The organism is Amycolatopsis rhabdoformis, assembly GCF_035918295.1.
Lineage (GTDB): Bacteria > Actinomycetota > Actinomycetes > Mycobacteriales > Pseudonocardiaceae > Amycolatopsis > Amycolatopsis rhabdoformis.
On sequence record NZ_CP142149.1, the window covers coordinates 4,195,390 to 4,216,961 of the forward strand.

Genomic DNA, 21,572 nt, shown 5'->3' on the forward strand with positions numbered 1-21,572 from the left:
TGATCCCTGGGATGAGCAAACCCGACCGTTCCACCTCCGACGCGGTGAAGGCCGCCGCCGAACGGCTGCTGCGGGCCGAGCAGGACCAGAAGCCCACGGACCCGGTCCGCGACCTGCTCGGCACCACCGACGTCGACCTGGCCTACGCCGTGCAGGCCGCGGTGCTGGAGCGCAAGCTCACCGCGCTCGACCGGCGGGTGGCGGGCCGCAAGATCGGGCTCACCTCCGCCGCGGTGCAGAAGCAGTTCGGCGTGTTCCGGCCCGATTTCGGCGTGCTGCTCGACGACATGGTCTTCGGCGACCGCGTGGAACTGCCGCTCGACACGTTCCTCCAGCCGCGGGTGGAAGGCGAGGTGGCGTTCGTGCTCGGCACCGACCTCCCGGCCGGCTCGACGCTGGTCGACGTGCTGCGGGCGACCGAGTTCGTGCTGCCGGCGATCGAGATCGTCGACTCGCGCATCGCCGGCTGGGACATCACCATCACCGACACCGTCGCGGACAACGCGTCGAGCGGCGCGGTGGTGCTCGGCACCACGCCGAAGAAGCTGACCGACGTCGACCTGCCGGCCCTGGGCATGAGCCTGGAGCACGCGGGCGAACCGATCTCGACCGGCGTGGGCGCCGCGTGCCTCGGCGCGCCGGCCAACGCCGTCGCCTGGCTCGCGGACGAGGTCGCCCGGCGCGGCGCTCCGCTGCGGGCCGGGGAAGTCGTGCTGGCCGGCGCGTGGGGTCCGATGATCACGGTGGACAAGCCGGGCGGCTACGTCGCCCGGTTCGAGGACATCGGCGAGGTCCACGTGACCTTCACCGGCGGGAAGGACGGGGCCCGATGAGCCTCGGGATCGCCATCATCGGGTCCGGCAACATCGGCACCGACCTGATGGTCAAGGTCAAGCGCCTGTCGGAGAAGCTCGAAGTGGCCGCGCTGGTCGGCATCGACCCGGCGTCCGACGGCCTCGCGCGGGCGAAGCGGCTCGGCATCGCCACCACGGCCGACGGTGTGAAGGGGCTCGTGGACCTGCCGGAGTTCAAGGACGTGCGGCTCGTGTTCGACGCGACGTCGGCGGCGGCGCACCGGCACAACTACGACCTGCTGCGCGAGCACGGGCTGCCGATGGTGGACCTGACGCCCGCCGCCGTCGGCCCGTACGTGGTGCCGCCGGTGAACCTCGACGCCCACCTCGACGCGCCGAACGTCAACATGGTCACCTGCGGCGGCCAGGCGACGACGCCGATCGTCGCGGCCGTGTCGGCGGTGGCGCCGGTGGCGTACGCGGAGATCGTCGCTTCCATCGCGTCGCGCTCGGCGGGACCGGGCACGCGGGCCAACATCGACGAGTTCACCGAGACCACGTCCCGGGCGCTCGAAGTGGTCGGCGGCGCCGAACGCGGCAAGGCCGTGATCATCCTGAACCCGGCCGAGCCGCCGATGAAGATGCGGGACACGGTGTTCTGTCTCCTCGAACACGCCGCGGAGTCCGAAGTGGACGAATCCGCGATCAGTGTGTCCGTGGCGGCCATGGTGGCGAAGGTGCAGCAGTACGTGCCCGGTTACCGGCTCAAGCAGGAGGTGCAGTTCGACCCGGTCGAGCACCCCTTCGTGCCGGGGCTGGGCCGGCCGTTCCGCGGCACCAAGGTCTCGGTGTTCCTCGAGGTGACCGGCGCCGGGCACTACCTGCCCGACTACGCGGGCAACCTCGACATCATGACGTCCGCGGCGCTGCGCACGGCCGAGCGGCTGCTCGAACGCAAGGAGGAGGCGCGATGACGGATCCGACGCTCTACGTGCAGGACGTGACCTTGCGCGACGGCATGCACGCCATCGGGCACCAGTACACGCCCGCGCAGATCCGCGCGATCGCCGCCGCGCTCGACGCGTCCGGGGTCGCGGCGATCGAGGTGGCGCACGGCGACGGGCTGGCCGGCTCCAGCGTGATCTACGGGCACGGCTTCGCGACCGACCCGACGTGGATTTCCGCCGCGGCCGAGGTCGTGCGCAACGCCAAGCTCACCACGCTGCTGCTGCCCGGCGTCGGCACGATCGACGACCTGCGGGCGGCGCGGGACCTCGGCGTGCAGAGCGTGCGCATCGCGACGCACTGCACCGAGGCCGACATCGCGATCCAGCACCTGCGCTGGGCCCGGGACAACGGCATGGACGTGGCGGGGTTCCTGATGCTCAGCCACCTGAACTCCCCCGAAGGCCTGGCCGCGCAGGCGAAGATCATGGAAGACGCGGGCGCGCACTGTGTGTACGTGACGGACTCCGGTGGCCGGCTGACGATGCGCGACGTGGCCGACCGCGTGGACGCCTACCGCGCCGTGCTCGATCCCGGCACGCAGATCGGGATCCACGCGCACGAGAACCTTTCGCTGGCGGTGGCCAACAGCGTGACGGCAGTGGAGCACGGCGCGTACCGTGTGGACGCTTCGCTCGCCGGTCAGGGCGCCGGGGCCGGCAACACGCCGATCGAGGCGTTCGTCGCGGTCGCCGACCTGCTGGGCTGGGACCACGGCTGCGATCTGTTCGCGCTGCAGGACGCGGCCGAGGACCTCGTCCGTCCCCTTCAGACCCGGCCGGTGCGGGTCGACCGCGAGACGCTGACGCTCGGCTACGCCGGCGTCTACTCCAGCTTCCTGCTCCACGCCGAGCGCGCCGCGCAGCGCTACGGCATCGACGCCCGCGACATCCTCGTCGAGGTCGGCCGGCGCGGTCTCGTGGGCGGTCAGGAAGACATGATCGTCGACGTCGCGCTCGACCTGGTGGAGGTGGCCCGATGACCACGGAGATCACCACGTTGGCGACCCGGCTCGACGACGCCGCCCGCAACTGCCTTCCCGAGCACCAGCTTTCGGCCGACCACGACCTTTCGCTGGCCGAGGCGTACCAGGTGCAGCACGCGCTCGTGGCGCGCCGGCTCGACCGAGGGGAAACGCGGGTCGGGGTGAAGCTCGGCTTCACCAGCCGCGCGAAGGCCGCCCAGATGGGCGTGTCCGACGTGATCATCGGCCAGCTGACTTCCGAGATGCACCTCGAGGACGGCGCCGGCATCTGGCTCGGCGCGTACGTGCATCCGCGGGCCGAGCCGGAAGTCGCGTTCCGGCTGGCGGCCGACCTCGACCCGCGGCGGTGGACGGGCAACGTGACCGAAACCGTGGACGCCGTCGCGCCCGCGCTCGAGATCATCGACTCGCGGTACCGGGACTTCCGGTTCAACCTGGCCGACGTGGTCGCGGACAACACCTCGGCCGCCGGTTTCGTGGTCGGCGCCTGGCAGCCGCTGCCGCGTTCGCTCGACAACCGCGGGGTGGTCCTGGAGGTCGACGGCCGCGTGGCCGAAAGCGGCTCGACCGCCGCCATCCTCGGCGATCCGCTGCGCGCGGTCACCGCGGCCATCCGCCTCGCCGCCGCCCACGACATCCCGCTGCGCGCCGGTGACGTGCTGCTCGCCGGCGCCGGCACACCGGCCGTGACGCTCACCGCGTCCAGCACGGTCACCGCCGCGGTGTCCGGCCTCGGCCGCGTGCGGGTGCGCGTGACCTCGGCACGGTGATTTCAGTGCGAGTGATTTCAATGCGAGTGATTCCGGTGCGAGTGATCCCAGTGCGACCGACCCCGGCTTTCCCGACCAGGAGGACCAGCTCATGACCCAGGCCCACACCGTCGCCGGCAAAGCCGCCCCGCGCGGCCGCTTCCCGCACCTCAAGGTGGCCCACGGCTTCGCCTACATCTCGGGCACCAGCAGCCGCCGCCCGGACAACACCTTCGCGGGCGTCGAAGTCGACGAGTTCGGCGCCACCACCCTCGACATCCGCGCCCAGACCGCCGCGGTGATCGAGAACCTGCGCGACATCCTCGCGGAGGTGGGCGCCGACCTGTCGGATCTCGTACAGGTCACCGCGTACCTCGTGAACATGAACGACTTCCGCGGCTACAACGAGACCTACGGCCGCTACTTCGACGAAACCGGCCCGACCCGCACCACGGTGGCCGTGCACCAGCTCCCGCACCCGCACCTGCTGCTGGAGATCCAGGCGGTGGCGGCGCTGCCGTCGGCCACGAGCTGACGCCCGGCAAGCCCGAAACGCGAAAGCCCTCCGACCGGACTTCGGTCGGAGGGCTTTCGCGTTCGGCCGTCGCGCGAACCGACGCGCGGTCAGTGCAGCGCGGCCTTCGCCCACGCCGGCGTCGCGTTGATGAGCCGCGCGCTGATCAGGCCGGCGGCGTTGGTCACCGAGGCGCGGGCGGAGGCGATCACGGCCGTGGTGAACATCGTGCTGGGGCCGGCCACGGACACGCCGCCGATCGGGCGGCCGGAGGAGTCGAAGATCGGGGCGGCGACCGACGTGCGGTCCTTCTGGTACGCGCGCGAGGTCACGAAGCCGTCCTGGCGGGCCCGGGTGAGCTCGGCTTCCAGCTCGGCCAGGTCGGGCGGGGGCACGGCCCCGTCGGCGCAGCAGCGTTCGACGTGGGCGGTGACCTCGTCGAAGGGCAGCCACGACAGCGCGGCCTTGCCGCAGCCGGACAGGTGCGCCGGGGCGCGCTGGCCGACCTGGTTGAGCATCGGCACCTGGCACGGGTTGGAGCTGCGCCCGACGTAGGCGACCCAGCCCTGGGTGAGCTGGGCGAGGTGGGCCTCCTGCTCGGGCGCGCGGACGAGCGGGTCGAGGAGGCCCTCGGCCGCGCGCAGCAGGCCGGTGCGCTCGATGATCTGGCCGGCGAGCTCCAGGATCGTCGGGCCGAGCTGGTAACCGCCGCCCGCGCCTTCGAGCATGCCTTCGGCCACGAGGGTCCGGCATAGCTCGTGCGCGGTGCTGCGCGGGATCCCGGCTTTGGCCGAGACCTGCCGGACAGACAGGACACCCACCGTCGGCGAGAAGGCCCGCAGCACCCGGCAGGCCTTGGCCACGGACGCAACGCCACCGCGTGCTTCGTCGGTCGTCATGGGACCACGATAGGTCAGAAATCCGGGCTTTCCCTCAAACGTGTCCGGTGGGGCCGGACAGCAACGCTGACAGCTCGCGATCGCGCTCCTAACCTCAGGCCCACGGCACGCGTCCACCAGCCGGGACGACCGCCACGGCGGGGCCGCGGGAAGAGCCGATCCACGGCCGGTGAACCACCGGTCCGACGCCCAGTGTCCGGCCAGGCCGGACGCCACCGAGATCGCTTCACGCAGAGCCGGCGCAACGCGTGGCGAGGTGCCGGGCAGTTCCAGTCGGTGCCGGGCAGTTCCAGTCAGTGCCAGTCAGTGCCAGTCAGTGCCAGTCAGTGCCAGTCAGTGCCAGTCAGTGCCAGTCCGAGGAGCCTGTGATGTTCAGCTACACCGCCAACCCGGCCCGGGTCGTGTTCGACGGCGGCACCGTCGCCGCGCTGCCGAACGAGGTCCGCCGGCTGGGCGCGAAAGCCGTCCTGCTGCTGGGCAGCCCCGCGCTGAAGGAACCGGCGGACCGGGTCGCCGAAGCGCTCGGCTCGCTGCTGGCCGCGCGGTTCGACGACGCCGCCGAGCACACGCCGGTCGAGGTGACCGAGCGGGCGCTGGAAGTCGTCGCGCGCCACGGCGTCGACTGCGTCCTCGCGCTCGGCGGCGGCTCCACCACCGGGCTGGCGAAAGCGCTCGCGCTGCGCACGGACCTGCCCCAGATCATCGCGCCGACCACCTACGCCGGCTCGGAGATGACCCCGGTGCTCGGCGAGACGGCCGAGGGCCACAAGAGCACGCAGACCACGCCGAAGGTGCTGCCCGAGGTGGTGGTCTACGACGTGGATCTCACGCTGGGCCTGCCGGTCGAGATCTCGCTGACCAGCGGCGTCAACGCCCTGGCCCACGCCGTCGAGGCGCTCTACTCCCCCGACGCCAACCCGATCGTCGACCGGTTCGCCCTTGATGCCATCCGGTTGCTGGCCGCCGCGCTGCCCGGCCTCGTCGCGGACCCGCACGACGTGGCCGCGCGCAGCGACGCCCTGCAGGCCGCGTGGCTCGCCGGCCTGTGCCTCGGCTCCGTCGGCATGGGCCTGCACCACAAGCTGTGCCACACCCTCGGCGGCAGTTTCGGCCTGCCCCACGCGCAAACCCACACCGTGGTGCTGCCGTACGCGATGGCGTACAACGCCTCCGGTGCGCCGGAGGCCATGCGCCGCATCGCCGAAGCGCTCGGCGCGCCGGACGCCGCCACCGGTGTGTACGACCTCATCGCCGGCCTGCCGGTCCCCCACTCGCTGGCCGAGCTGGGCCTGGCCGGGAGCGATGTGGCGAAGGCCGCGGAAATCGCCTCGGCCAAGCCGTATCCGAACCCGCGCGAACTCACGCGGGACGGCATCGAAAGCCTGCTGCGCCAGGCGTACGCCGGCACGAGACCGGCCCCGGCCGTCGGCACGAAGCCGGACTTGCGCGCGCTCACGGCCGACGTCGTGGCCAGTTTCGCGACCGCCACCGACTCGCGGCTGCGCGAGCTCCTGCAGGACCTGGTGCGCACGCTGCACGCCTACGTCGTCCGCACCGACCTCACCCAGGAGGAATGGGAGCACGCCATCGGCTTCCTCACCCGGGCCGGACACATCACCGACGACAAACGCCAGGAATTCATCCTGCTCTCCGACACCCTCGGCGTGTCCAGCGTGGTCGACGTCCTCACCAACTCCCGCACCCCCGACACCACCCCGTCGGCCGTCCTCGGCCCGTTCTACGTGCAGGGCCCGCCGGAAACCGCACAGGGCGCCGACCTCGCCGACGGTCTGCCCGGCACTCCCCTGTGGACGGACATCACCGTGACCGACATCGACGGCGCCCCGGTGGCCGACGCGATCGTGGACGTCTGGCAATCCAATGAGGACGGCTTCTACGACGTGCAGCTACCCGACGCCGACGGTCCCGTGCTGCGCGCCCGCTTCCGCACCGACCCCCAAGGACGCTTGAGGTTCTGGACGATCGTGCCCTCGCCGTACCCGGTCCCGGCCGACGGCCCGGTCGGGCAGATGCTCGACGCCACCGGACGCCACGCTTTCCGCGCCCCGCACCTGCACTTCATGATCGCCAGACCGGGTTACCGCACGCTGGTGACGCAACTGTTCGTCAACGGCGGCGACTACCTCGACTCCGACACCGTGTTCGGCGTCAAACCCGGCCTGGTCGTCGACTTCACCGCCCAGTCGGGTCCCGCGCCCGACGGCCGTGAACTCGAGCACGGCTGGCGCCGGCTCGACTTCACCTTCCGGATCTCCCCCGCCCGCTGAGTACCCGCAGCTCCGAAAACCGTTCAAGGGACTCCAGATGACCGATTCCACCCCCGGCTCCGCCGACCTGATCACGCGGGCCGCCCACCTGCGACCCCAGCTCTGGGAGGACGCACCGGAAGTCGACCGGACCCGCCGGCTGACCGACCGGAACTTCGCCGCGATGCGCGACGCCGGCTTGATGCAGTTGTTCACCCCGCGCCGGTTCGGCGGCCTCGCCGCCAACCTGCGTACCTACTTCGAGGTCACCGCCGCGCTCGGGCTCGGCTGCTCGTCGTCCGCGTGGGTCGCCGGTGTGCTCAACGCGGGCAACTGGCTCGTCGCCCAGTTTCCCGAGCCGGCGCAGGAAGAAGTCTGGGGCGCCGACCCGTTCGCCACGACCTGCAGTGTGCTGCAGCCGACCGGCGAGGCCGAGCTCGTGCCCGGCGGGATCAAGCTCACCGGCAAGTGGGGCTACTCCTCGGGCTCGAACCACTGCGACTGGGCGATCGTCGCCTACCCGAGCCCCGAGGCGGCCGAGCCGGAGCTACAGCTCGCGCTGGTGCCGATGAGCGAGGTCGAGGTGCAGGACACCTGGCTGGTCACCGGCATGCGCGGCACCGGCAGCAACACGATCGTGGCCCACGACGTGTTCGTCCCGGACCACCGCGTGCTCCCGCTGATGCCGATCTTCCGCGGCGAGAACCTCACCGCGGAAGATCCCGTGCACCGCGCCGCCCTCGCCGGGGTGCTGCCGGTTTCCCTGATGGGCTCTCAGATCGGCGCGGCCGAGACCGCGCTGGAGTTCGTGATCGAGAAGGCCCCGAAGCGCCAGATCACCGCGTCGACCTACGCGGTCCAGGCCCAGTCGGTCGGGTTCCAGGTCGACCTGGCCGAGGCGGCGACCACGATCAAGGCGGCGCGGCTCATCGGCGCGCAGGCCGCGGACGTGCTCGACGACTACGCCGGCCGCGGCGAGCTGCCGAACGAGACCGTCCGATCCGGACTGCGGATGGACCTGTCCTGGGCGGTGAAACGCGCGTGCGAGAGTGTCGACCGCCTGGTGACCGCCCACGGTACCTCCGCGTTCGGCGAGTTCAGCCCGATGCAGCGGATCTGGCGCGACACCGGCATCGCCACGCGCCACGCGGCGTTCAACGTCCGCATCTCCCAGGAGATCTACGCGAAAGCGCTGCTGGGCCTCGACCCGTACGAGATCAGCTTCCTCGTCTGATCCCGACGCGGCAGACGTGTGGCAGGGGCGATCACCGCGCCCCTGCCGCACCCCATCCCCGAACCGCGCGACACCCGCGGGTCGCGTGCGCACCCGAACAGGAGAACCCCGATGTCCGAAGGCCTGCAGGAGCAGTTCCGCGAAGTCATGGCGCGAGTGGCCACGCCCGTCTCCGTCGTCACCGGTCTCGCCGACGACGAAACGCCCTACGGCAGCACGGTGAGCGCGTTCGCATCGCTGTCGATGGAACCGCCGATGGTGCTGGTGTCGCTCGTGAAGTCGTCGCGGCTCCTGGCCGTGGTCCGGCAGTCGGGCCGGTTCGGGCTCAACATCCTCGGGTCGGCGCATTCGCAGCTGGCCAGGACGTTCGCCACCGCGCTGGCGCCGGAGGAGAAGTTCACCGGGGTGGACTGGGCGGTCGAGGCCGGCGTACCCCGGCTGACCGGAGCGCTGAGCTGGCTCGGTTGCACCGTGGAGCAGGAGGTCGAGGGTGGCGATCACCTCGTGCTGTTCGGCTCGGTCTCGTCGCTGAGCAGCTGCGCCGGCGAGCCGCTCACCTACCACCGCCGCGCGTTCGGCACGCACACGAAACTCGAAGGCTGACCGACGCGCATGGCCGAGGACGACCACCGCGAGCTGCTCACGATCGGCGCGCTGGCCGACGCCACCGGGGTGGCGGCGTCGGCCCTGCGGTACTGGGAGAAGATCGACCTGCTGCCCCGGCCGACCCGGACCTCGGGGCAGCGCCGCTACCCCGCCTCGGCGATCGGCCTGGTGCGGCTGGTGCTGCTCCTGCGTGACGCGGGATTTTCCTTGCCCGACGCGAAAGAACTGCTCACCACGCGGGCTGCCCTTCCGCAGTCCTGGCGGGAACTGCAACGGCGCCGGCTCGAAGAGCTCGACGACCGCATCGCCCACGCCCAGGCGGCCCGCGAGGAGATCGCGGGCGGTCTGGCCGGCGTTTTCGGCGAGCCGACCGGCTGACTTCCCCCGGGGGCGCCGACTTCGCATCGACGCCCCCGGGTCCGTCACGCGCCGGCCGCGAGTTCGTCCGCGGCGACGGCCCGCCGCATCCAGACCGTGCGGAAGATCGGCGGCGCTGCGGCGAGAATCGCCACGGCCACCGCGACCAGGCCGATCACCACCGCCCGGCCGCCGGCGCCGTACCACGGCACGCCGAGCCCCGCGTCGAGCGAGATCGACCCCGGGCCGGTGAACGCCAACGACAGCGCCAGAACCGTGAGCACCAGCGGGTATTCGCCGCCGCCGAGCGCATTCCAGACGGCGCCGCTCTTGGCGGTCATCGCGAATCCGGCCACGAGCATCGTGCCCGCGCCGATCGCGGCTCCGAGCGGCGTCGCGATGCCCAGAACGAGCAAGAGCGCGGCACTCAACTCGCACCACGCGGCGAGCTTGGCCAGCGGCCGCGCCGGCACCTGGCCGAGCGCCTCGAACACGACCGTGATCTTGTCCAGGCCGGGGCCGCGGAACCAGCCGAGCAGCTTTTGCGTCGCGTGCGCGAACAGGATGAAGGCCACCGCGATTCGCAGCAACAGCACACCGAGGTCGGCCATCGTCGAACTCATTTTCCAGAAACCTCCGAAATCGGATCACCGGCACCCGATGAGGAACCTCATCGGGCGCACCAAGGGCACTGCGCCGGGCGCCAGCACGGTTTCACAACCGCTCGGTAATGGCCACGCATTCGTCCGCCGCTGCCGGACACCGCGCGCACTTCGGCAACCGTGTCCTTCAACGGACAAGATCGTTGGGGGGAAAGGAAATGGTGTCCCGCTTCGCTGGACGCCGCTGCTGACTTCGCCGCACGGCCCACCTAGCGTCTCGGGCATGGCACCCGTCTTCCGACTCACGCCCGGCACCGACGCCGGACGTCTGGATGTGGCCGGGACGCTGAAACCGTCAGCACGATGAATGCGCAGGCGCGCGCCGAAAGCCCTCGCACGGGCTCGCCGCGCGGCCGGGTCCGGGCGAGGGCCGCGTATTCGGCAAAAGGGGACGGCGAACTTGTCGACGGCGCCATGAACAGTGCGAGTAAGGAGAAATCATGACCACGGAATCCGCCACGCAGGTCGCGCAGCAGGTGCCCAGCCGGGAAGAGCTGGTGGAGCGCGCGAACGGCCTGCGGGCACAGCTGTGGGAGGCAGCTCCGGAAGTGGACCGGGAGCGCCGGCTGAAGACCGCGAACTTCGAGGCCATCCGCGACGCCGGCCTGATCAAGCTGTTCACGCCCCGGCGGCTCGGCGGCTACGACTCGGGCATGCGCACGTTCCTCGACGTGACCATCGCGCTGGGGCGCGGTTGCGCGTCGTCGGCGTGGGTGACCGGCGTGCTCAACACCGGCAACTGGTGGGCGGCCAACTACTCCGAGCAGGCGCAGGACGACGTGTGGGGCACCGACGTGGCCGCCACGACCGCGGGTGTGCTCGCACCGACCTCGACTGTCGAGGTCGTGGACGGCGGGGTGGTGCTCAACGGCAAGTGGGGCTACGCCTCGGGCTCGAACCACTGCGACTGGGCCAGCGTCTGCTACCCGAGCGTGGAGCCCGGCGGCCGCGACCTCAACCTCGCGCTCGTGCCGATGCAGGACCTCACCGTGGAGGACACCTGGTTCATCGCGGGCATGCGCGGCACCGGCAGCAACACGTTGGTGGCGCAGAACGTGTTCGTGCCCCAGCACCGCCTGCGCTCGGCCACCGACTTCTTCGTCGGCGACAACGTGCGCACCGGCACGGACGTGAGCCACCGCGTGAGCCTCGCCGGGCTGGCCCCGCTCTCCCTCGCCGGCGCGCAGCTCGGCCAGGCGCAGGCCGCGCTCGACTACGTGCTCGAAAAGGCGCCGAAGCGGGCCATCACGACCACCACGTACTCGTCGCAGTCGGAATCGGTCGGGTTCCAGATCGACGTCGCGGAGGCCTCGGCCATGATCGCCGCCGCGGTGAAGAGCACCCAGGACGCGGCCGACCGGCTCGACGACTACGCCGCCAACGGAGAGCACCCGCCGGAGGTCGTGCGCACCGGCCTGCGCGTGGGCATGGCGCGCGCGATGCGCCAGACCTTCCACGCCGTCGACCTCCTGATGACCGCCCACGGTTCGTCGGCCTTCGCGGAGGTCAACCCGCTGCAGCGCATCTGGCGCGACGGCGGTGTCGCGTCCCGGCACGCGGCGTTCAACATGCGGGTCAGCCAGGAGCTGGCGGGCAAGTCCCTGCTCGGCCAGAACCCCGGATCCGTCAGCTTCCTCGTCTGAAAAGGACTACTCGACCGTGATCGACGTTCACGCACACTGGTTTCCGCCCGCCCTCACCCAAGAGTTCGACCGGGTCGCCGGGAAGAAGGTCTGGCCCGAGCACAGCCCCGAGCTGATCCCCCGCGTCGAAGAGCTCGAGGCCGACGGGGTCGACCTCCAGGTCCTCGGCCTCGGCCACAACCAGCCCTACTTCGAGGACGCGGCGAAATCGGTGCACTGCGCCAAGTTCGCCAACGACCTCTACGCCGAGGCCGCCGACTTCGACGGCCGGCTCGACGCGTTCGGCGCGCTGCCGCTGCCGCACCCCGAGCAGGCCGTGGCCGAGGCGGTGCGCTGCCTCGACGAGCTCAACTTCACCGGCATCGGCCTCGGCACCACCGCCGTGGGCACCTCGCTCGACGACCCGCGCTACGAAGAGCTGTGGGCCGAGCTCAACCGGCGCCGGGCCGTGATCTTCGTGCACCCCGTGGGCACCCCCGACACGTTCTCGACCGGGCTCGACGCGTTCCTGATGGGCCCGAAGTACGGCGGGCCCATGGAAGCCACCCTCGCCACCACGCACCTGGTCGTGTCGGGCGTGACCCGCCGCCACCCCGACATCCGGTGGATCATCGGCACGATGGGCGGCTCGATCGGCTACCTGTGGCGCCGGTTCGAGGAGATCACCGAATCGCTGCACCAGGACCAGTGGCTGGCGACCGATCCGCGCGGTGAGCTCAAGAAGCTCTACTACGACACGACGCTGACCGACGACCCGAGCGCGATCCGGTTCTTCGCCGACCAGTTCGGCGCCGACCGGCTCGTGCTCGGCACGGACTCGCCCCGCGTGCGCACCGGCGACTGGGCCAACCGCATCAAGGCCGTGCCCGGCTTCGACGACCACCAGCTGCGTGGGGTCCTCAACGACACCGCGGCTTCGCTGGGCATCGGCAAGTAGCCGCCGGTTCGCCGCTGATTCCGGGCACGGCTCGTCACCCCGCCGCACGAGCCGTGCCCGGTCCCGTCGTGCCCATCGGCCCGACGACGAAGGTGATCTGCTCGAGCGCCACCCAGTTTCTCGATCCGTCCACAGTGTCTGGACACACTGGACACTGTGTTGTATCTCCCGCACCTTTTCCCTTACTCCGCCTCGGATTCGCGTGGGAAAATCGCAGTCATGGTGATCAAAGATCTGGCCCGATGGGCACACGAGGTCAAGGGCGCGGTCCTCGGACCCGAGGACGAACGATTCGGCAACGCCGGCAAACCGTGGAACCTCACGGTGCCGCAGCGGCCGGGCGCGGTGGTGGTGGCCGCCGACGTCGACGACGTGGTGGCGACCGTACGGTTCGCCGCGGAACAGGGAATCCAGGTCGCGCCGCAGGGCACCGGACACGGTGCGATCGACTCCACCGACGGCGCGATCCTGCTGCGCACGGGCGGGCTGAACGAGATCTCCGTCGATCCGGCCCGCCGCCGGGCTCGGGTCGGCGCGGGGGCGCGGTGGCGGGATCTGCAGGAAGCCTGCACCCCGCACGGCCTCAGTGGACTGGCCACGAACGTGCCGAGCGCCGGCGTCACCGGCTACACCCTCGGCGGCGGGCTCGGGCTGCTGGCACGCCGCCACGGCCTCGCCGCACACGGGCTGGTGTCCGCCGAGCTCGTGACCGGCGACGGCGAACTGTTGCGCGTGGACGCGGAGCACCACGCCGACCTGTGGTGGGCGCTGCGGGGCGGCGGGACCCCACCGGGGGTGGTGACCGAGCTGGAGATCGAGCTCGCCGAAGCACCCGAACTGTTCGCCGGCGACCTGATCTGGCCGGCCGACGCGGCGGTCGACCTGTTCGGCGCCTACCGGTCCTGGTCCTCGACGCTGCCGGAAGAACTGACGACGGCGATCGGCGTGCACCAGTTCCCGCCGTTGCCCTCGGTGCCGGAACCGATTCGCGGGCAGCGCGCGGTCACCCTGACGGTGTGTTTCCTCGGCACGGCGGACGCGGCGCGGCGGTTGCTGCAGCCGATGCTCGAAGTGGCCCAGCCGATGCTCGACTCCACCCGGCCCCGCACCCCCGACGACCTCGACCTGGCCGGGGTGCCCGCCGACGGTGCGCCGGTCGTGATCCGCACCGAGATCCTGGGCGACCTGCCGGAATCGGCGCTCGCCGCGGTGACCGACCTCGGGCCGCAGGGCAGCCCGCTGTCCGTGGTGGAGTTCCGGCGCCTCGGCGGTGCGCTGGCCCGGCCGGCCGACGCGCCCGCCGCCCTCGACCGGATCGAGGGTGAGTACTTCCTCGAGAGCGTCGGCCTGATCTTCCGGCCGGAGGATGTCGCGGTGCTCGCCGAGGAACAGGGCCGCGTGCTGGCGGCCCTCGAACCCGCGGCCACCGGGCGGACACTGCGCACGTTCGCCGGCGCCGAAGACCGTGCGGTGGACCGGTTCTTCGCCCCGGACGTCGCGGCGCGCCTCGGCGGAATCGCCCGGCGCTACGACCCCGGCGCCGTCGTCCACGATCCGCTCGACCTGCGGTCGGTCGGTGCGGACCGGCCGGCCTGAGGTGATGCGTCGGCGGTGCGGGATCACGAGCGGTCCCGCACCGTCGGCACCGTCACGCCCGGGGGTAGTCGACCGGCGCGAGCACGAAGTCGTACTCCACCTCGTTGCCGGACCCGTCCGCGACCGGCGTCGGGTTCAGCATGAGTTCCGGCTTCACCGCCGACGCCACGTCTTCGTCGGTGTAGGGCCCGCCGGCGAAGTACAGCTGCGAGGTGAGCGTCTCGTGGCCCTCGGCCACCACGAGGAAGTGCAGGTGCGCCGGGCGCCAGGCGTGCCAGCCGGCCGCGACGATGAGCTGACCGGTCGCTCCCTCGTGCGGGATCTGGTACGGCGCGGGCTCCATCGTCGAGATCTCGATCCGGCCCTCGGCGTCCGCGGTCACGATCCCGCGCAGGTTCCACTCGGGAATGCCGGGCGCGAAGTGCGAGTAGAGGCCGTCGCTGTCGGATTGCCAGACGTCCACCTGCGCACCGGGCAGCGGAGTGCCCTCGGCGCTGCGCACCTGGCTCCGGAACACCAGCGGCGTGCCGGGCTCGTCGGCGCGCATCGGCAGCGTGATCCGGCCCTCGGCCCGCGGCGCGTCGGGCACGTAGAACGGGCCCAGGATCGAGCCTTTGCTCCCGGGCCGCTGCGCCGTGGCGACGTCTTCCACCGCGTGCTCCACGAACACGTCGAGGAACAGCGGCCACTCACCGTCCTCGCCGACCTTGATCAGCCACGCCTTCACCGCGTCGTATTCGGCGTAGGACACCTGGTGCTCGTGGATCACGTTGTGGACGGCCGAGAAGATCTCGCTCGCCAGCTGCGCCACCCGCGCCTGGCTCGTCTCCCCGGTCGTGTTCTTCACCTTCTCGTGGAACGTTTTCGTGGCGTTGGCGATATCGGCAGTGGCGATGTCCAACTCGGATTTCGGCGTCATCGGGGCCCCGCTTCAGTGAATTGTCGGCTCGGATTTCGAGCGTGTCACCGCGGGGAACGACCGCCAACGCGGCTGTCCAACGTGGTGGGACGGGCGACGCCACGGCGCGGCTGGTGCGCGCGACCATCTGCGGGTCGAGAAGAACAGGAGCACACCGCATGAGCGCATCAGTCGGGAAGGCCGCGAAAATCCTCCGCGCGTTCCGGCCGGGAGTGGAGGTCCTCACCGTCCGCGGGCTGGCCGAGCGCACGGGCCTGCCGCGCTCGACCGTGCACCTGCTCTGCCGGACGTTGTGCGACAACGGGTTGCTGGAATCCGCGCCCCGGGCCGGGTACCGCCTCGGGCCGCTGCTGCTGGAGCTGGGCGGGCTGGTCATCGAACGCACCGGGCTCGTGGAAGCGGTCGAAGGCGCGACGGCCGGGTTGCGCCGGGTGACCGGGCAGGAGCTGCACGTGGGACAGCTCAGCGACAGCTGGATCGTGTACCTGCACCGGGAATCCGGCCCGACCCGCGTCGTGATGACCTACCGGATGGGCATGCGGACGCCGGCGTTCCTGTCGGGGTGCGGCAAGAGCGCGCTGTCGATCCTCGATCCGGCCGAAGTGGACGATCGCGTGAGACGGCTGTGCCACCACGAACTGCTGCCGCTGCCCGACCTGGCCGCGCTCGACGACGAGCTCGCGTCGGCGCGCGCGAACGGTTACCTGGTGTGCCGCACGTTCCAGACCGGCCGCACGTCGGTCGCCGCCGCGATCGTCGGCCCCGACGGCACGCCGGCGGGCGGGCTGTCGGTGGCCGGGCCGAGCTCCACGTTCCCGGTCTCGCGGATCGCCGACATCGCCGCGGCGGTCACCGAAGCGGCTCGGCTCGCGGGCCGTCGGCTGTCCCTCACCCGTCGTGGTCCCGGCGACTGACCGCACTCCGCCGGCGCCTCTGCCGAACCACCGCACCGTGGCATGGATGTGGTCAGCTGAGGGTGGCCGTCGCGCGAAACGTGCCGAGGCGGTCGACCATGCGGTGGCTGATGGCGAGGCCGGCCTCGCAGACGTAGTGCGCGGCCTCGGCCACCGCCGCCTTCGTGAACACCTCGCTCGCGCCGGCGATGGACACGGCGCCGACCGGCGTGCCGGTGAGGTCGACGATGGCGGCGGCCACCGAGGTCGTGCCGCGCTGGAAGAGGCGGCTCACCACGAAGCCGTCGCGGCGGGCCGTGGCCAGTTCGTCCTTGAGGTCGGCCAGGTCGGGCGTCGGCAGCTGTTCCGCGACGCAGGTGAACGCCACGAGCCGCTCGACCACGTCCGGTGCCAGCACGCTGAGCGCGGCTTTCCCGCACCCCGTGCGGTGCGCGGGCGCGCGCAGCCCCATCCGGTTGCGCATGGGCCGCGGTTCGCGGCCGGTGATGCGTTCGAGGTACACCACCCAGCCGTCCACGAACTGCGCCAGGTGGGCCTCCTGCCGGCTCCGCAACGGAATCCGCCGCAGCAGCCCCTCCGCCGCGGTGGCGAGGCCGGTGCGGTCGATGACCTGGCCGCCGAGCCCGACCAGCGACCGGCCGAGCCGGTAGCCCCGCCGCGGGATCTGTTCCAACATCCCGGCCTCGCACAGCGCCAGGCACAGCGAGTGCGTGGTGCTGCGCGGCAGCCGCGTCCGTTCGGCGAGCGCCCGGATGCTGAGGGTCGGTTGGAGCGGGGTGAACGCGTTGAGGATCGTCATCGCCTTCACGACGGAGGCGTTGCCCTTCGTTGCCGCGTCGACCATGGCACTACCTCCGATGACCGGACTTCCGCCTGAGAAAGTACGCCGGCCCGACCGGAAAAACCGGCGCGGCGTCCGGCCGTGCCGGACACCGATTCCGGGGCCGGTGGTGTCCCACCCAGCCGGACATCGTGGCTGCGGGCCACGGGCGGGCACGGCTAGCGTCCCGGTGATGTCCGGCGTTTTCCGACTTCCGCCCGGCGTGGCCCGGGCTGAAGCTGTTGCGACCACCGCTCAGAACAACCCTGCTGCGAACACCGTGGAAAGGGGCATTCGCGTGCCTGGCCCGACCCCCGAAGAGCGGCTGCGGGCCGCCGGCCTCACCTTGCCCGAGCTGCGCCCCGCGGCCGGCAACTACGTCGGCGCCCACCGGGAAGGTTCGCTCGTGCACCTGGCCGGCCAAGGGTCCGAGAGCCGGCTGGGCCGGGTCGGCGACACGCTCACCGCCGACGAAGGCTACGCGGCCGCGCGCGAGTGCATGCTGTTCCTGCTGGCGCAGCTGCGGCGGACGGTCGGGTCGCTCGACCACGTGCGGGGCATCGCCAAGGTGGTCGGCTACGTCTCGTGCACCGACGAGTTCACCGGGGTCGCGCGAGTGCTCAACGGCGCGTCGGACCTGCTCGTCGAGGTCTTCGGCGACGCGGGCCGGCATCCGCGCTCGGTGGTCGGCGTGCGGGCGCTGCCGATGGGCATCGCGGTGGAGGTCGACCTGATCGCCGTGGTGGACAGCGACCCGGCCTGACCGCGCGCCCGCGGTGGCCGGCAAGCGAGGAATCCCTTGCCGGCCACCGCTCGGCAGCGCGACCACCGTCACGGGATGATCGCCGTGACGACCCCGCCGTCGACCCGCAGCGCGCCCCCGGTCGTGGCAGCGGACTGTTCCGAGGCGACGTAGGTGATGAGGTTCGCCACCTCGTCGGGCCGGATCAGCCGTCCCAGCAACGACGTGGGGCGGTTGTGGGTCATGAACTGCTTCTCGGCACCGGCGAAGTCGAGGTCCGGGTACAGGCTCTGCACGAACTCGCGCACGCCCTCGGTCAGGGTCGGGCCGGGCAGCACGCTGTTGACCGTGACGCCGGTGCCGGCCACTTCCTGGGCCATTCCCCGCGACAGCGCCAATTGCGCCGTTTTCGTCATGCCGTAGTGCACCATCTCGGTCGGGTTCTGGATCGCCGATTCGCTGCTCACGAAAATCACCCGGCCCCAGCCGCGCCGCACCATCCGCGGCGCGTAGTGCCGGGCCAGGCGCACCCCGGAGAGCACGTTGACCTCGTAGATCCGGCGCCATTCCTCGTCGGGGATGTCGAACACGGGCATCGCCCCGAAGTAGCCCGCGTTGTTCACGAGCACGTCGACGTCCGGCACCCGCGCCACGATCTCGGCGACGCCCTCGGCCGTGCCGACGTCGGCCGCGATCCCCCGGACCCCGAGGCGGTTCGCGACCTCGGCGACAGTGTCGGCGTTGCGCCCGTTGACCACGACGTCGGCGCCGGCGGCCGCGAGCGCCGCGGCCGTGGCGGCGCCGATCCCGGCCGTCGACCCGGTGACCAGCGCGGTGCGGCCGGTGAGGTTCACCTGCATCTGCTGCCTCTTCCTGCGTTCAGGAGCGGAAGCCGCTCACGCCAGACCGAGCTGCTGGTAGAAGTTCTGGTTGTCCCAGAAGAGGAATTCCTCGTCCATCGTGCCGCGCCGGTTCCAGAGCCCGATCGTGGCCATGTTGATGGCGTAGCTCTTCCCGGTCGGCTTCACGAACCCGCCCTTGCCGTCGGGCATGGGGCGGGTGAAGGTGCCCTGCATGACACCGGTCACCGCGGTGAGCTCGTTTTTCGCGATGCGCAACGGATGGGAGTGGATGCGAGTGTCCGGCGCCCACACGAACATCGCGGCGAGATCGGCGATGTGCCGGTCGATGCCGTCGGTGTAGTGCCCGTCGGGCCAGTGCACGCGGATGGTGCGGGAGTGGCTCTCGCCGAGGCGGTTCCAGTCGGCGTGGGAGAACACGGTGAAGTCGAGCTCGTCGAACGTCTCGAGGTGCCGGCGCTCGTCGTGGGTCAGGTTGTGCGGGTACGGCGGGTTCGGCACCGGCGTGGCCGCGGGGTCGGGCATCAGGCCCGGCGGCCGGCCGGGACTGGCTTCGGCGAGGTTTCCGGTGGCGACGGCGGTGAGGGCGAGGGCGCCGAAGGCGGCGGCGCTGCCTCTGAGCGCGGTGCGGCGGTCCATGGGGTACTCCGGTTTCGGTCAGGGAAGGGGGTTCGGGTCACCGGTCGGCGGGGGCCTCTTGGCCGGCGGCCCAGGAGTGACTGGTGGCGACAATCTCGGCGACGACGTCGAGCTCGGTCTGGTCGCGCGGGCCGTAGACCAGGACCATGCCCGGGGTGAGGCGGATCCCGGCGAGCGGGTGCGCCACGGCCCAGCCGCGTTCGATCGCCTCGGCGGCGAGCGCGACCGGCAGGGCCACGTGCAGCGAGCCGTCGGTCGAGGGGTGCAGGTGCGCGAACTCGCCCGCGCGCGGCACGAGGAACGCCTCGGCCGGGCCGGCCTGGCCGTCGGCGAGCATCAAGCCGCGCGCGCCCGGCACGGAGATCGCCGACTGGCTGCTGCGCACGCCGGGAAGCGCGCTCAGCTCGGCGAAGAGCTTCTCCTGCAGTTCGGCCGGCGCGGTGTCGGTGAGCTGCTGCTGGGGAATGGTCACGCTGACCCGCGGCCGCGGCCCACGCCGCTGCGGAAGGCCGTCGGCCCGGCCGTGCCACCGCGTCGGCGCCGGCGCGGGAACTCCGCGGCGGGCGAGGAAACCGGCTCGTTCGGCCAGCCAGCCGCTCAACGCGCCGAGCGCCAGTGGCGCGATCTCGTGGCCCACCGCGTCGCGGCGCGCGATCGTCGGCGCGCCGGAGCCGGCCGTGAGGTATTCCCACGTGCGGTCGAGCAGCTCACGCGGGATGACCTGGTCGTGCTCGCCCTGCGCCACGAACACCGGCACTCCGGCGAGGCGGGCCGGCTCGGTCGGCACGCCGGCCTCGAACGGCAGCGTGCCGTAGAGGATCGCGGCGCCGGCGTAGCGGTCCGGGTCGTCGAGTAGCAGCCCGCCGGCGAACGCCGCGCCGCCGCTGAAACCCACGAGGAACACCGGACGGCCCGGCGACGCGGTGGCGTCGAGCCACTCGCGGAACCAATCCATGGTGGCGCGCAACGAGTCCGGGACGGGCCGGCCGATGCCGCGGTTCGCGAACCACGCGAACCCGCCGTGCTCGGCGATCGGCGCGCGCACCGCCGTGTACCGGAAGCCCGCCGGCAGCGCGTCGGCGAGACCGATGATGTCGGATTCACGGGCGCCGCGGCCGTGGAGCAGCACGACCAGCGGGCCGGTTTCGTCGCCGCGGCCGGCGACCACGGGGGCACCGAACTGAGTCATCGTCGCGCTCTCAGGCGGTCGGGCCGAGCAGCGCCCAGCCGGACTGCCACGACCACTGGTTGCCGGCGTTGAGGGCGATGTTGAGGAACGCCATCTCCTCCAGCGCGCGGGCCATCCGCAGGCCGCCGGCGTCGATCGGCCGGAAGCCCAGCGAGGTGAGCAGCTGCGCCACGAGGTCCTTCGCGCCGGTGTCATCGCCCGCGTAGAAGGCGTCGAGCAGGTGGCCGCTCTCCTTCGGGCTGCCGAGACGTCCGGCGAAGATCGTGTTGAAGGCCTTGACCACGGGCGTGCCGGGCAGCCGGCGCTGCAGGCTCTGGACCGCGGCGGTCTCCTCGATGTCGAGGTCGGTGAACGTCGCGTTGAGCGGGTTGGTGGCGTCCACGACCACCTTGCCGCGCACGGCCTCGGCGAGCTCGTCGGCCACCGCGCCGGCCACGCTGCCCGGCACCGCGAGCACCACGACGTCCGCACCCGCGACCGCCTCGGCGTTGCTCGCCGCCGCCTGCGCTCCGGTGTCGCCCGCGACCTGCGCCGCCTTCTCCGCCGTGGTGGCCGACACCGTGACGGTGTGCCCCGCGGCGACCGCGGCCTTGCTGAGCGCCGAACCCACGTTGCCGGCACCGATGATGGCGATCCGCATGATTACCTTCTCTCTCAATATCTGACAGCTCAGATACTGACACGGTAGCCATCATTGCCTGACAGTGCAATAGCTGACGCATCAACATTCACTCGGTATACTTCGGGCCATGAACCCCCTGAGCCCGGCCGACGACCGCCTCATCACCACGTCCGGCCGGTTGCTCGAAGCCGGCAGCCAGCTGGACCGCCTGCTCGGCCCGGCCCTGCTCGCCGAGACCGGCCTGCAGCACACGTGGTTCGAGGTCCTGCTCCGCCTCTCCCGCTCCGAAGGCGGGCAGCTGACGATGAGCGCGCTCGCGTCCGAAGTGGCGCTCACCACCGGCGGAATCACCCGGATGATCGACCGCATCGAGGCCGCCGGCTACGTGGAGCGCCGCCCGTGCCCCACCGACCGCCGCGTCGCCTACGCCGCCATCACCGACCCGGGGCGCGCGGTGCTGGCGCAGGCCTTGGTGGTGCAGGCGCGCCGGCTGCGTGAGGTGTTCGCGGAGTTCAGCGAAGCCGACCTGGCGACGCTGGACGAACTGCTGGACCGCGTCCGTCGGGTGTCGCGTGTGGACGGTGCGGCGAAGACCGCCGCGGCGGCCGAGTGAGAAGCG

General features: G+C 71.7%; 23 protein-coding genes. 15 read left to right on the top strand and 8 right to left on the bottom strand.

What is annotated here, in order from left to right; genetic code table 11:
• The first annotated feature begins 11 nt into the window (after positions 1 to 11).
• The 5 genes from VSH64_RS19075 (at position 12) to VSH64_RS19095 (ending at position 4,068) form a co-directional block, all read left to right on the top strand.
• Entirely contained in the window at positions 12 to 833 is an 822-nt protein-coding gene (locus VSH64_RS19075; protein WP_326836973.1) for a 2-keto-4-pentenoate hydratase, read from the top strand.
• Positions 830 to 1,768: an acetaldehyde dehydrogenase (acetylating) gene (locus tag VSH64_RS19080; RefSeq protein WP_326836974.1), complete on the top strand. Its 939-nt coding sequence runs from the start codon at positions 830 to 832 to the stop codon at positions 1,766 to 1,768. Before VSH64_RS19075 ends, VSH64_RS19080 begins: the two co-directional genes overlap by 4 nt.
• Complete coding sequence (gene dmpG / locus VSH64_RS19085; protein ID WP_326836975.1) at positions 1,765 to 2,781, top strand: 4-hydroxy-2-oxovalerate aldolase; 1,017 nt, start codon at positions 1,765 to 1,767, stop codon at positions 2,779 to 2,781. The genes VSH64_RS19080 and dmpG overlap by 4 nt, the downstream gene beginning before the upstream one ends.
• Positions 2,778 to 3,554, top strand: a complete 777-nt coding sequence (locus tag VSH64_RS19090; RefSeq protein WP_326836976.1) for a 2-keto-4-pentenoate hydratase — start codon at positions 2,778 to 2,780, stop codon at positions 3,552 to 3,554. The genes dmpG and VSH64_RS19090 overlap by 4 nt, the downstream gene beginning before the upstream one ends.
• A 91-nt stretch (positions 3,555 to 3,645) precedes the next feature.
• The gene (locus tag VSH64_RS19095; RefSeq protein ID WP_326836977.1) at positions 3,646 to 4,068 is read left to right on the top strand and encodes a RidA family protein; all 423 of its coding nucleotides are present in this window, start codon (positions 3,646 to 3,648) and stop codon (positions 4,066 to 4,068) included.
• A gap of 89 nt (positions 4,069 to 4,157) precedes the next feature.
• Here VSH64_RS19095 and VSH64_RS19100 read toward each other — a convergent pair whose 3' ends face one another.
• Entirely contained in the window at positions 4,158 to 4,946 is a 789-nt protein-coding gene (locus tag VSH64_RS19100) for an IclR family transcriptional regulator (protein ID WP_326836978.1), read from the bottom strand.
• 368 nt (positions 4,947 to 5,314) lie between these two features.
• Here VSH64_RS19100 and VSH64_RS19105 point away from each other — a divergent pair, with 368 nt between their 5' ends.
• The 4 genes from VSH64_RS19105 (at position 5,315) to VSH64_RS19120 (ending at position 9,431) form a co-directional block, all read left to right on the top strand.
• Positions 5,315 to 7,234, top strand: coding sequence for a maleylacetate reductase and hydroxyquinol 1,2-dioxygenase domain-containing protein (locus VSH64_RS19105; protein WP_326836979.1), 1,920 nt, complete (start codon positions 5,315 to 5,317; stop codon positions 7,232 to 7,234).
• Positions 7,235 to 7,271: 37 nt separating this feature from the next.
• The gene (locus tag VSH64_RS19110) at positions 7,272 to 8,447 is read left to right on the top strand and encodes an acyl-CoA dehydrogenase family protein (RefSeq protein WP_326836980.1); all 1,176 of its coding nucleotides are present in this window, start codon (positions 7,272 to 7,274) and stop codon (positions 8,445 to 8,447) included.
• Positions 8,448 to 8,558: 111 nt separating this feature from the next.
• Positions 8,559 to 9,050 carry a flavin reductase family protein gene (locus VSH64_RS19115; RefSeq protein WP_326836981.1) on the top strand — a complete coding sequence of 164 codons (492 nt, stop codon included), beginning with the start codon at positions 8,559 to 8,561 and terminating at the stop codon, positions 9,048 to 9,050.
• Positions 9,051 to 9,059: 9 nt separating this feature from the next.
• The gene (locus VSH64_RS19120; protein WP_326836982.1) at positions 9,060 to 9,431 is read left to right on the top strand and encodes a helix-turn-helix domain-containing protein; all 372 of its coding nucleotides are present in this window, start codon (positions 9,060 to 9,062) and stop codon (positions 9,429 to 9,431) included.
• A gap of 44 nt (positions 9,432 to 9,475) precedes the next feature.
• Here the strand turns inward: VSH64_RS19120 and VSH64_RS19125 are convergent, their stop codons facing one another.
• The gene (locus VSH64_RS19125) at positions 9,476 to 10,033 is read right to left on the bottom strand and encodes a DoxX family protein (RefSeq protein WP_326836983.1); all 558 of its coding nucleotides are present in this window, start codon (positions 10,031 to 10,033) and stop codon (positions 9,476 to 9,478) included.
• Between the two features lie 479 nt (positions 10,034 to 10,512).
• Between VSH64_RS19125 and VSH64_RS19130 the strand changes: the two genes are divergently transcribed.
• From VSH64_RS19130 to VSH64_RS19140, 3 genes are all read left to right on the top strand, one after another.
• Positions 10,513 to 11,715 carry an acyl-CoA dehydrogenase family protein gene (locus VSH64_RS19130; protein ID WP_326836984.1) on the top strand — a complete coding sequence of 401 codons (1,203 nt, stop codon included), beginning with the start codon at positions 10,513 to 10,515 and terminating at the stop codon, positions 11,713 to 11,715.
• 16 nt (positions 11,716 to 11,731) lie between these two features.
• A complete protein-coding gene (locus VSH64_RS19135; RefSeq protein WP_326836985.1) occupies positions 11,732 to 12,652 on the top strand; it encodes an amidohydrolase family protein in 921 nt (306 codons plus the stop codon).
• 219 nt (positions 12,653 to 12,871) lie between these two features.
• A complete protein-coding gene (locus VSH64_RS19140) occupies positions 12,872 to 14,248 on the top strand; it encodes an FAD-binding oxidoreductase (RefSeq protein ID WP_326836986.1) in 1,377 nt (458 codons plus the stop codon).
• A 52-nt stretch (positions 14,249 to 14,300) separates the two neighbouring features.
• Here VSH64_RS19140 and catA read toward each other — a convergent pair whose 3' ends face one another.
• Entirely contained in the window at positions 14,301 to 15,167 is an 867-nt protein-coding gene (gene catA / locus VSH64_RS19145) for a catechol 1,2-dioxygenase (protein WP_326836987.1), read from the bottom strand.
• A 158-nt stretch (positions 15,168 to 15,325) separates the two neighbouring features.
• Between catA and VSH64_RS19150 the strand changes: the two genes are divergently transcribed.
• On the top strand, positions 15,326 to 16,081 hold the full coding sequence (locus VSH64_RS19150) for an IclR family transcriptional regulator (RefSeq protein ID WP_326836988.1): 756 nt from the start codon (positions 15,326 to 15,328) through the stop codon (positions 16,079 to 16,081).
• Positions 16,082 to 16,133: 52 nt separating this feature from the next.
• Here VSH64_RS19150 and VSH64_RS19155 read toward each other — a convergent pair whose 3' ends face one another.
• On the bottom strand, positions 16,134 to 16,925 hold the full coding sequence (locus tag VSH64_RS19155; protein WP_326836989.1) for an IclR family transcriptional regulator: 792 nt from the start codon (positions 16,923 to 16,925) through the stop codon (positions 16,134 to 16,136).
• Positions 16,926 to 17,199: 274 nt separating this feature from the next.
• Here VSH64_RS19155 and VSH64_RS19160 point away from each other — a divergent pair, with 274 nt between their 5' ends.
• Positions 17,200 to 17,664: a RidA family protein gene (locus VSH64_RS19160; protein ID WP_326836990.1), complete on the top strand. Its 465-nt coding sequence runs from the start codon at positions 17,200 to 17,202 to the stop codon at positions 17,662 to 17,664.
• A gap of 68 nt (positions 17,665 to 17,732) precedes the next feature.
• On the opposite strand, the gene VSH64_RS19165 is transcribed toward VSH64_RS19160, so the two are convergent.
• From VSH64_RS19165 to VSH64_RS19180, 4 genes are read right to left on the bottom strand one after another with little or no spacing between them, the layout of a single operon-like run.
• Complete coding sequence (locus VSH64_RS19165; RefSeq protein ID WP_326836991.1) at positions 17,733 to 18,503, bottom strand: SDR family NAD(P)-dependent oxidoreductase; 771 nt, start codon at positions 18,501 to 18,503, stop codon at positions 17,733 to 17,735.
• A 36-nt stretch (positions 18,504 to 18,539) separates the two neighbouring features.
• The gene (locus tag VSH64_RS19170) at positions 18,540 to 19,142 is read right to left on the bottom strand and encodes an ester cyclase (RefSeq protein ID WP_326836992.1); all 603 of its coding nucleotides are present in this window, start codon (positions 19,140 to 19,142) and stop codon (positions 18,540 to 18,542) included.
• A 37-nt stretch (positions 19,143 to 19,179) separates the two neighbouring features.
• Positions 19,180 to 20,331, bottom strand: a complete 1,152-nt coding sequence (locus VSH64_RS19175; protein WP_326836993.1) for a luciferase domain-containing protein — start codon at positions 20,329 to 20,331, stop codon at positions 19,180 to 19,182.
• Between the two features lie 10 nt (positions 20,332 to 20,341).
• The gene (locus VSH64_RS19180) at positions 20,342 to 20,971 is read right to left on the bottom strand and encodes an NADPH-dependent F420 reductase (protein ID WP_326836994.1); all 630 of its coding nucleotides are present in this window, start codon (positions 20,969 to 20,971) and stop codon (positions 20,342 to 20,344) included.
• Between the two features lie 109 nt (positions 20,972 to 21,080).
• Between VSH64_RS19180 and VSH64_RS19185 the strand changes: the two genes are divergently transcribed.
• Entirely contained in the window at positions 21,081 to 21,566 is a 486-nt protein-coding gene (locus tag VSH64_RS19185; RefSeq protein ID WP_326836995.1) for a MarR family winged helix-turn-helix transcriptional regulator, read from the top strand.
• Positions 21,567 to 21,572 lie beyond the last annotated feature (6 nt).

Excerpts from the sequence above, each read along its gene's own strand:
- catA (WP_326836987.1), bottom strand. The coding sequence starts at position 15,167 with ATGACGCCGAAATCCGAGTTGGACATCGCCACTGCCGATATCGCCAAC.
- VSH64_RS19185 (WP_326836995.1), top strand. The coding sequence starts at position 21,081 with ATGAACCCCCTGAGCCCGGCCGACGACCGCCTCATCACCACGTCCGGC.
- VSH64_RS19165 (WP_326836991.1), bottom strand. The coding sequence starts at position 18,503 with ATGCAGGTGAACCTCACCGGCCGCACCGCGCTGGTCACCGGGTCGACG.
- VSH64_RS19080 (WP_326836974.1), top strand. The coding sequence starts at position 830 with ATGAGCCTCGGGATCGCCATCATCGGGTCCGGCAACATCGGCACCGAC.
- VSH64_RS19180 (WP_326836994.1), bottom strand. The coding sequence starts at position 20,971 with ATGCGGATCGCCATCATCGGTGCCGGCAACGTGGGTTCGGCGCTCAGC.
- VSH64_RS19150 (WP_326836988.1), top strand. The coding sequence starts at position 15,326 with ATGAGCGCATCAGTCGGGAAGGCCGCGAAAATCCTCCGCGCGTTCCGG.
- dmpG (WP_326836975.1), top strand. The coding sequence starts at position 1,765 with ATGACGGATCCGACGCTCTACGTGCAGGACGTGACCTTGCGCGACGGC.
- VSH64_RS19105 (WP_326836979.1), top strand. The coding sequence starts at position 5,315 with ATGTTCAGCTACACCGCCAACCCGGCCCGGGTCGTGTTCGACGGCGGC.
- VSH64_RS19110 (WP_326836980.1), top strand. The coding sequence starts at position 7,272 with ATGACCGATTCCACCCCCGGCTCCGCCGACCTGATCACGCGGGCCGCC.
- VSH64_RS19075 (WP_326836973.1), top strand. The coding sequence starts at position 12 with ATGAGCAAACCCGACCGTTCCACCTCCGACGCGGTGAAGGCCGCCGCC.
- VSH64_RS19130 (WP_326836984.1), top strand. The coding sequence starts at position 10,513 with ATGACCACGGAATCCGCCACGCAGGTCGCGCAGCAGGTGCCCAGCCGG.
- VSH64_RS19125 (WP_326836983.1), bottom strand. The coding sequence starts at position 10,033 with ATGAGTTCGACGATGGCCGACCTCGGTGTGCTGTTGCTGCGAATCGCG.
- VSH64_RS19175 (WP_326836993.1), bottom strand. The coding sequence starts at position 20,331 with ATGACTCAGTTCGGTGCCCCCGTGGTCGCCGGCCGCGGCGACGAAACC.
- VSH64_RS19100 (WP_326836978.1), bottom strand. The coding sequence starts at position 4,946 with ATGACGACCGACGAAGCACGCGGTGGCGTTGCGTCCGTGGCCAAGGCC.
- VSH64_RS19140 (WP_326836986.1), top strand. The coding sequence starts at position 12,872 with ATGGTGATCAAAGATCTGGCCCGATGGGCACACGAGGTCAAGGGCGCG.
- VSH64_RS19120 (WP_326836982.1), top strand. The coding sequence starts at position 9,060 with ATGGCCGAGGACGACCACCGCGAGCTGCTCACGATCGGCGCGCTGGCC.
- VSH64_RS19155 (WP_326836989.1), bottom strand. The coding sequence starts at position 16,925 with ATGGTCGACGCGGCAACGAAGGGCAACGCCTCCGTCGTGAAGGCGATG.
- VSH64_RS19095 (WP_326836977.1), top strand. The coding sequence starts at position 3,646 with ATGACCCAGGCCCACACCGTCGCCGGCAAAGCCGCCCCGCGCGGCCGC.
- VSH64_RS19115 (WP_326836981.1), top strand. The coding sequence starts at position 8,559 with ATGTCCGAAGGCCTGCAGGAGCAGTTCCGCGAAGTCATGGCGCGAGTG.
- VSH64_RS19170 (WP_326836992.1), bottom strand. The coding sequence starts at position 19,142 with ATGGACCGCCGCACCGCGCTCAGAGGCAGCGCCGCCGCCTTCGGCGCC.
- VSH64_RS19090 (WP_326836976.1), top strand. The coding sequence starts at position 2,778 with ATGACCACGGAGATCACCACGTTGGCGACCCGGCTCGACGACGCCGCC.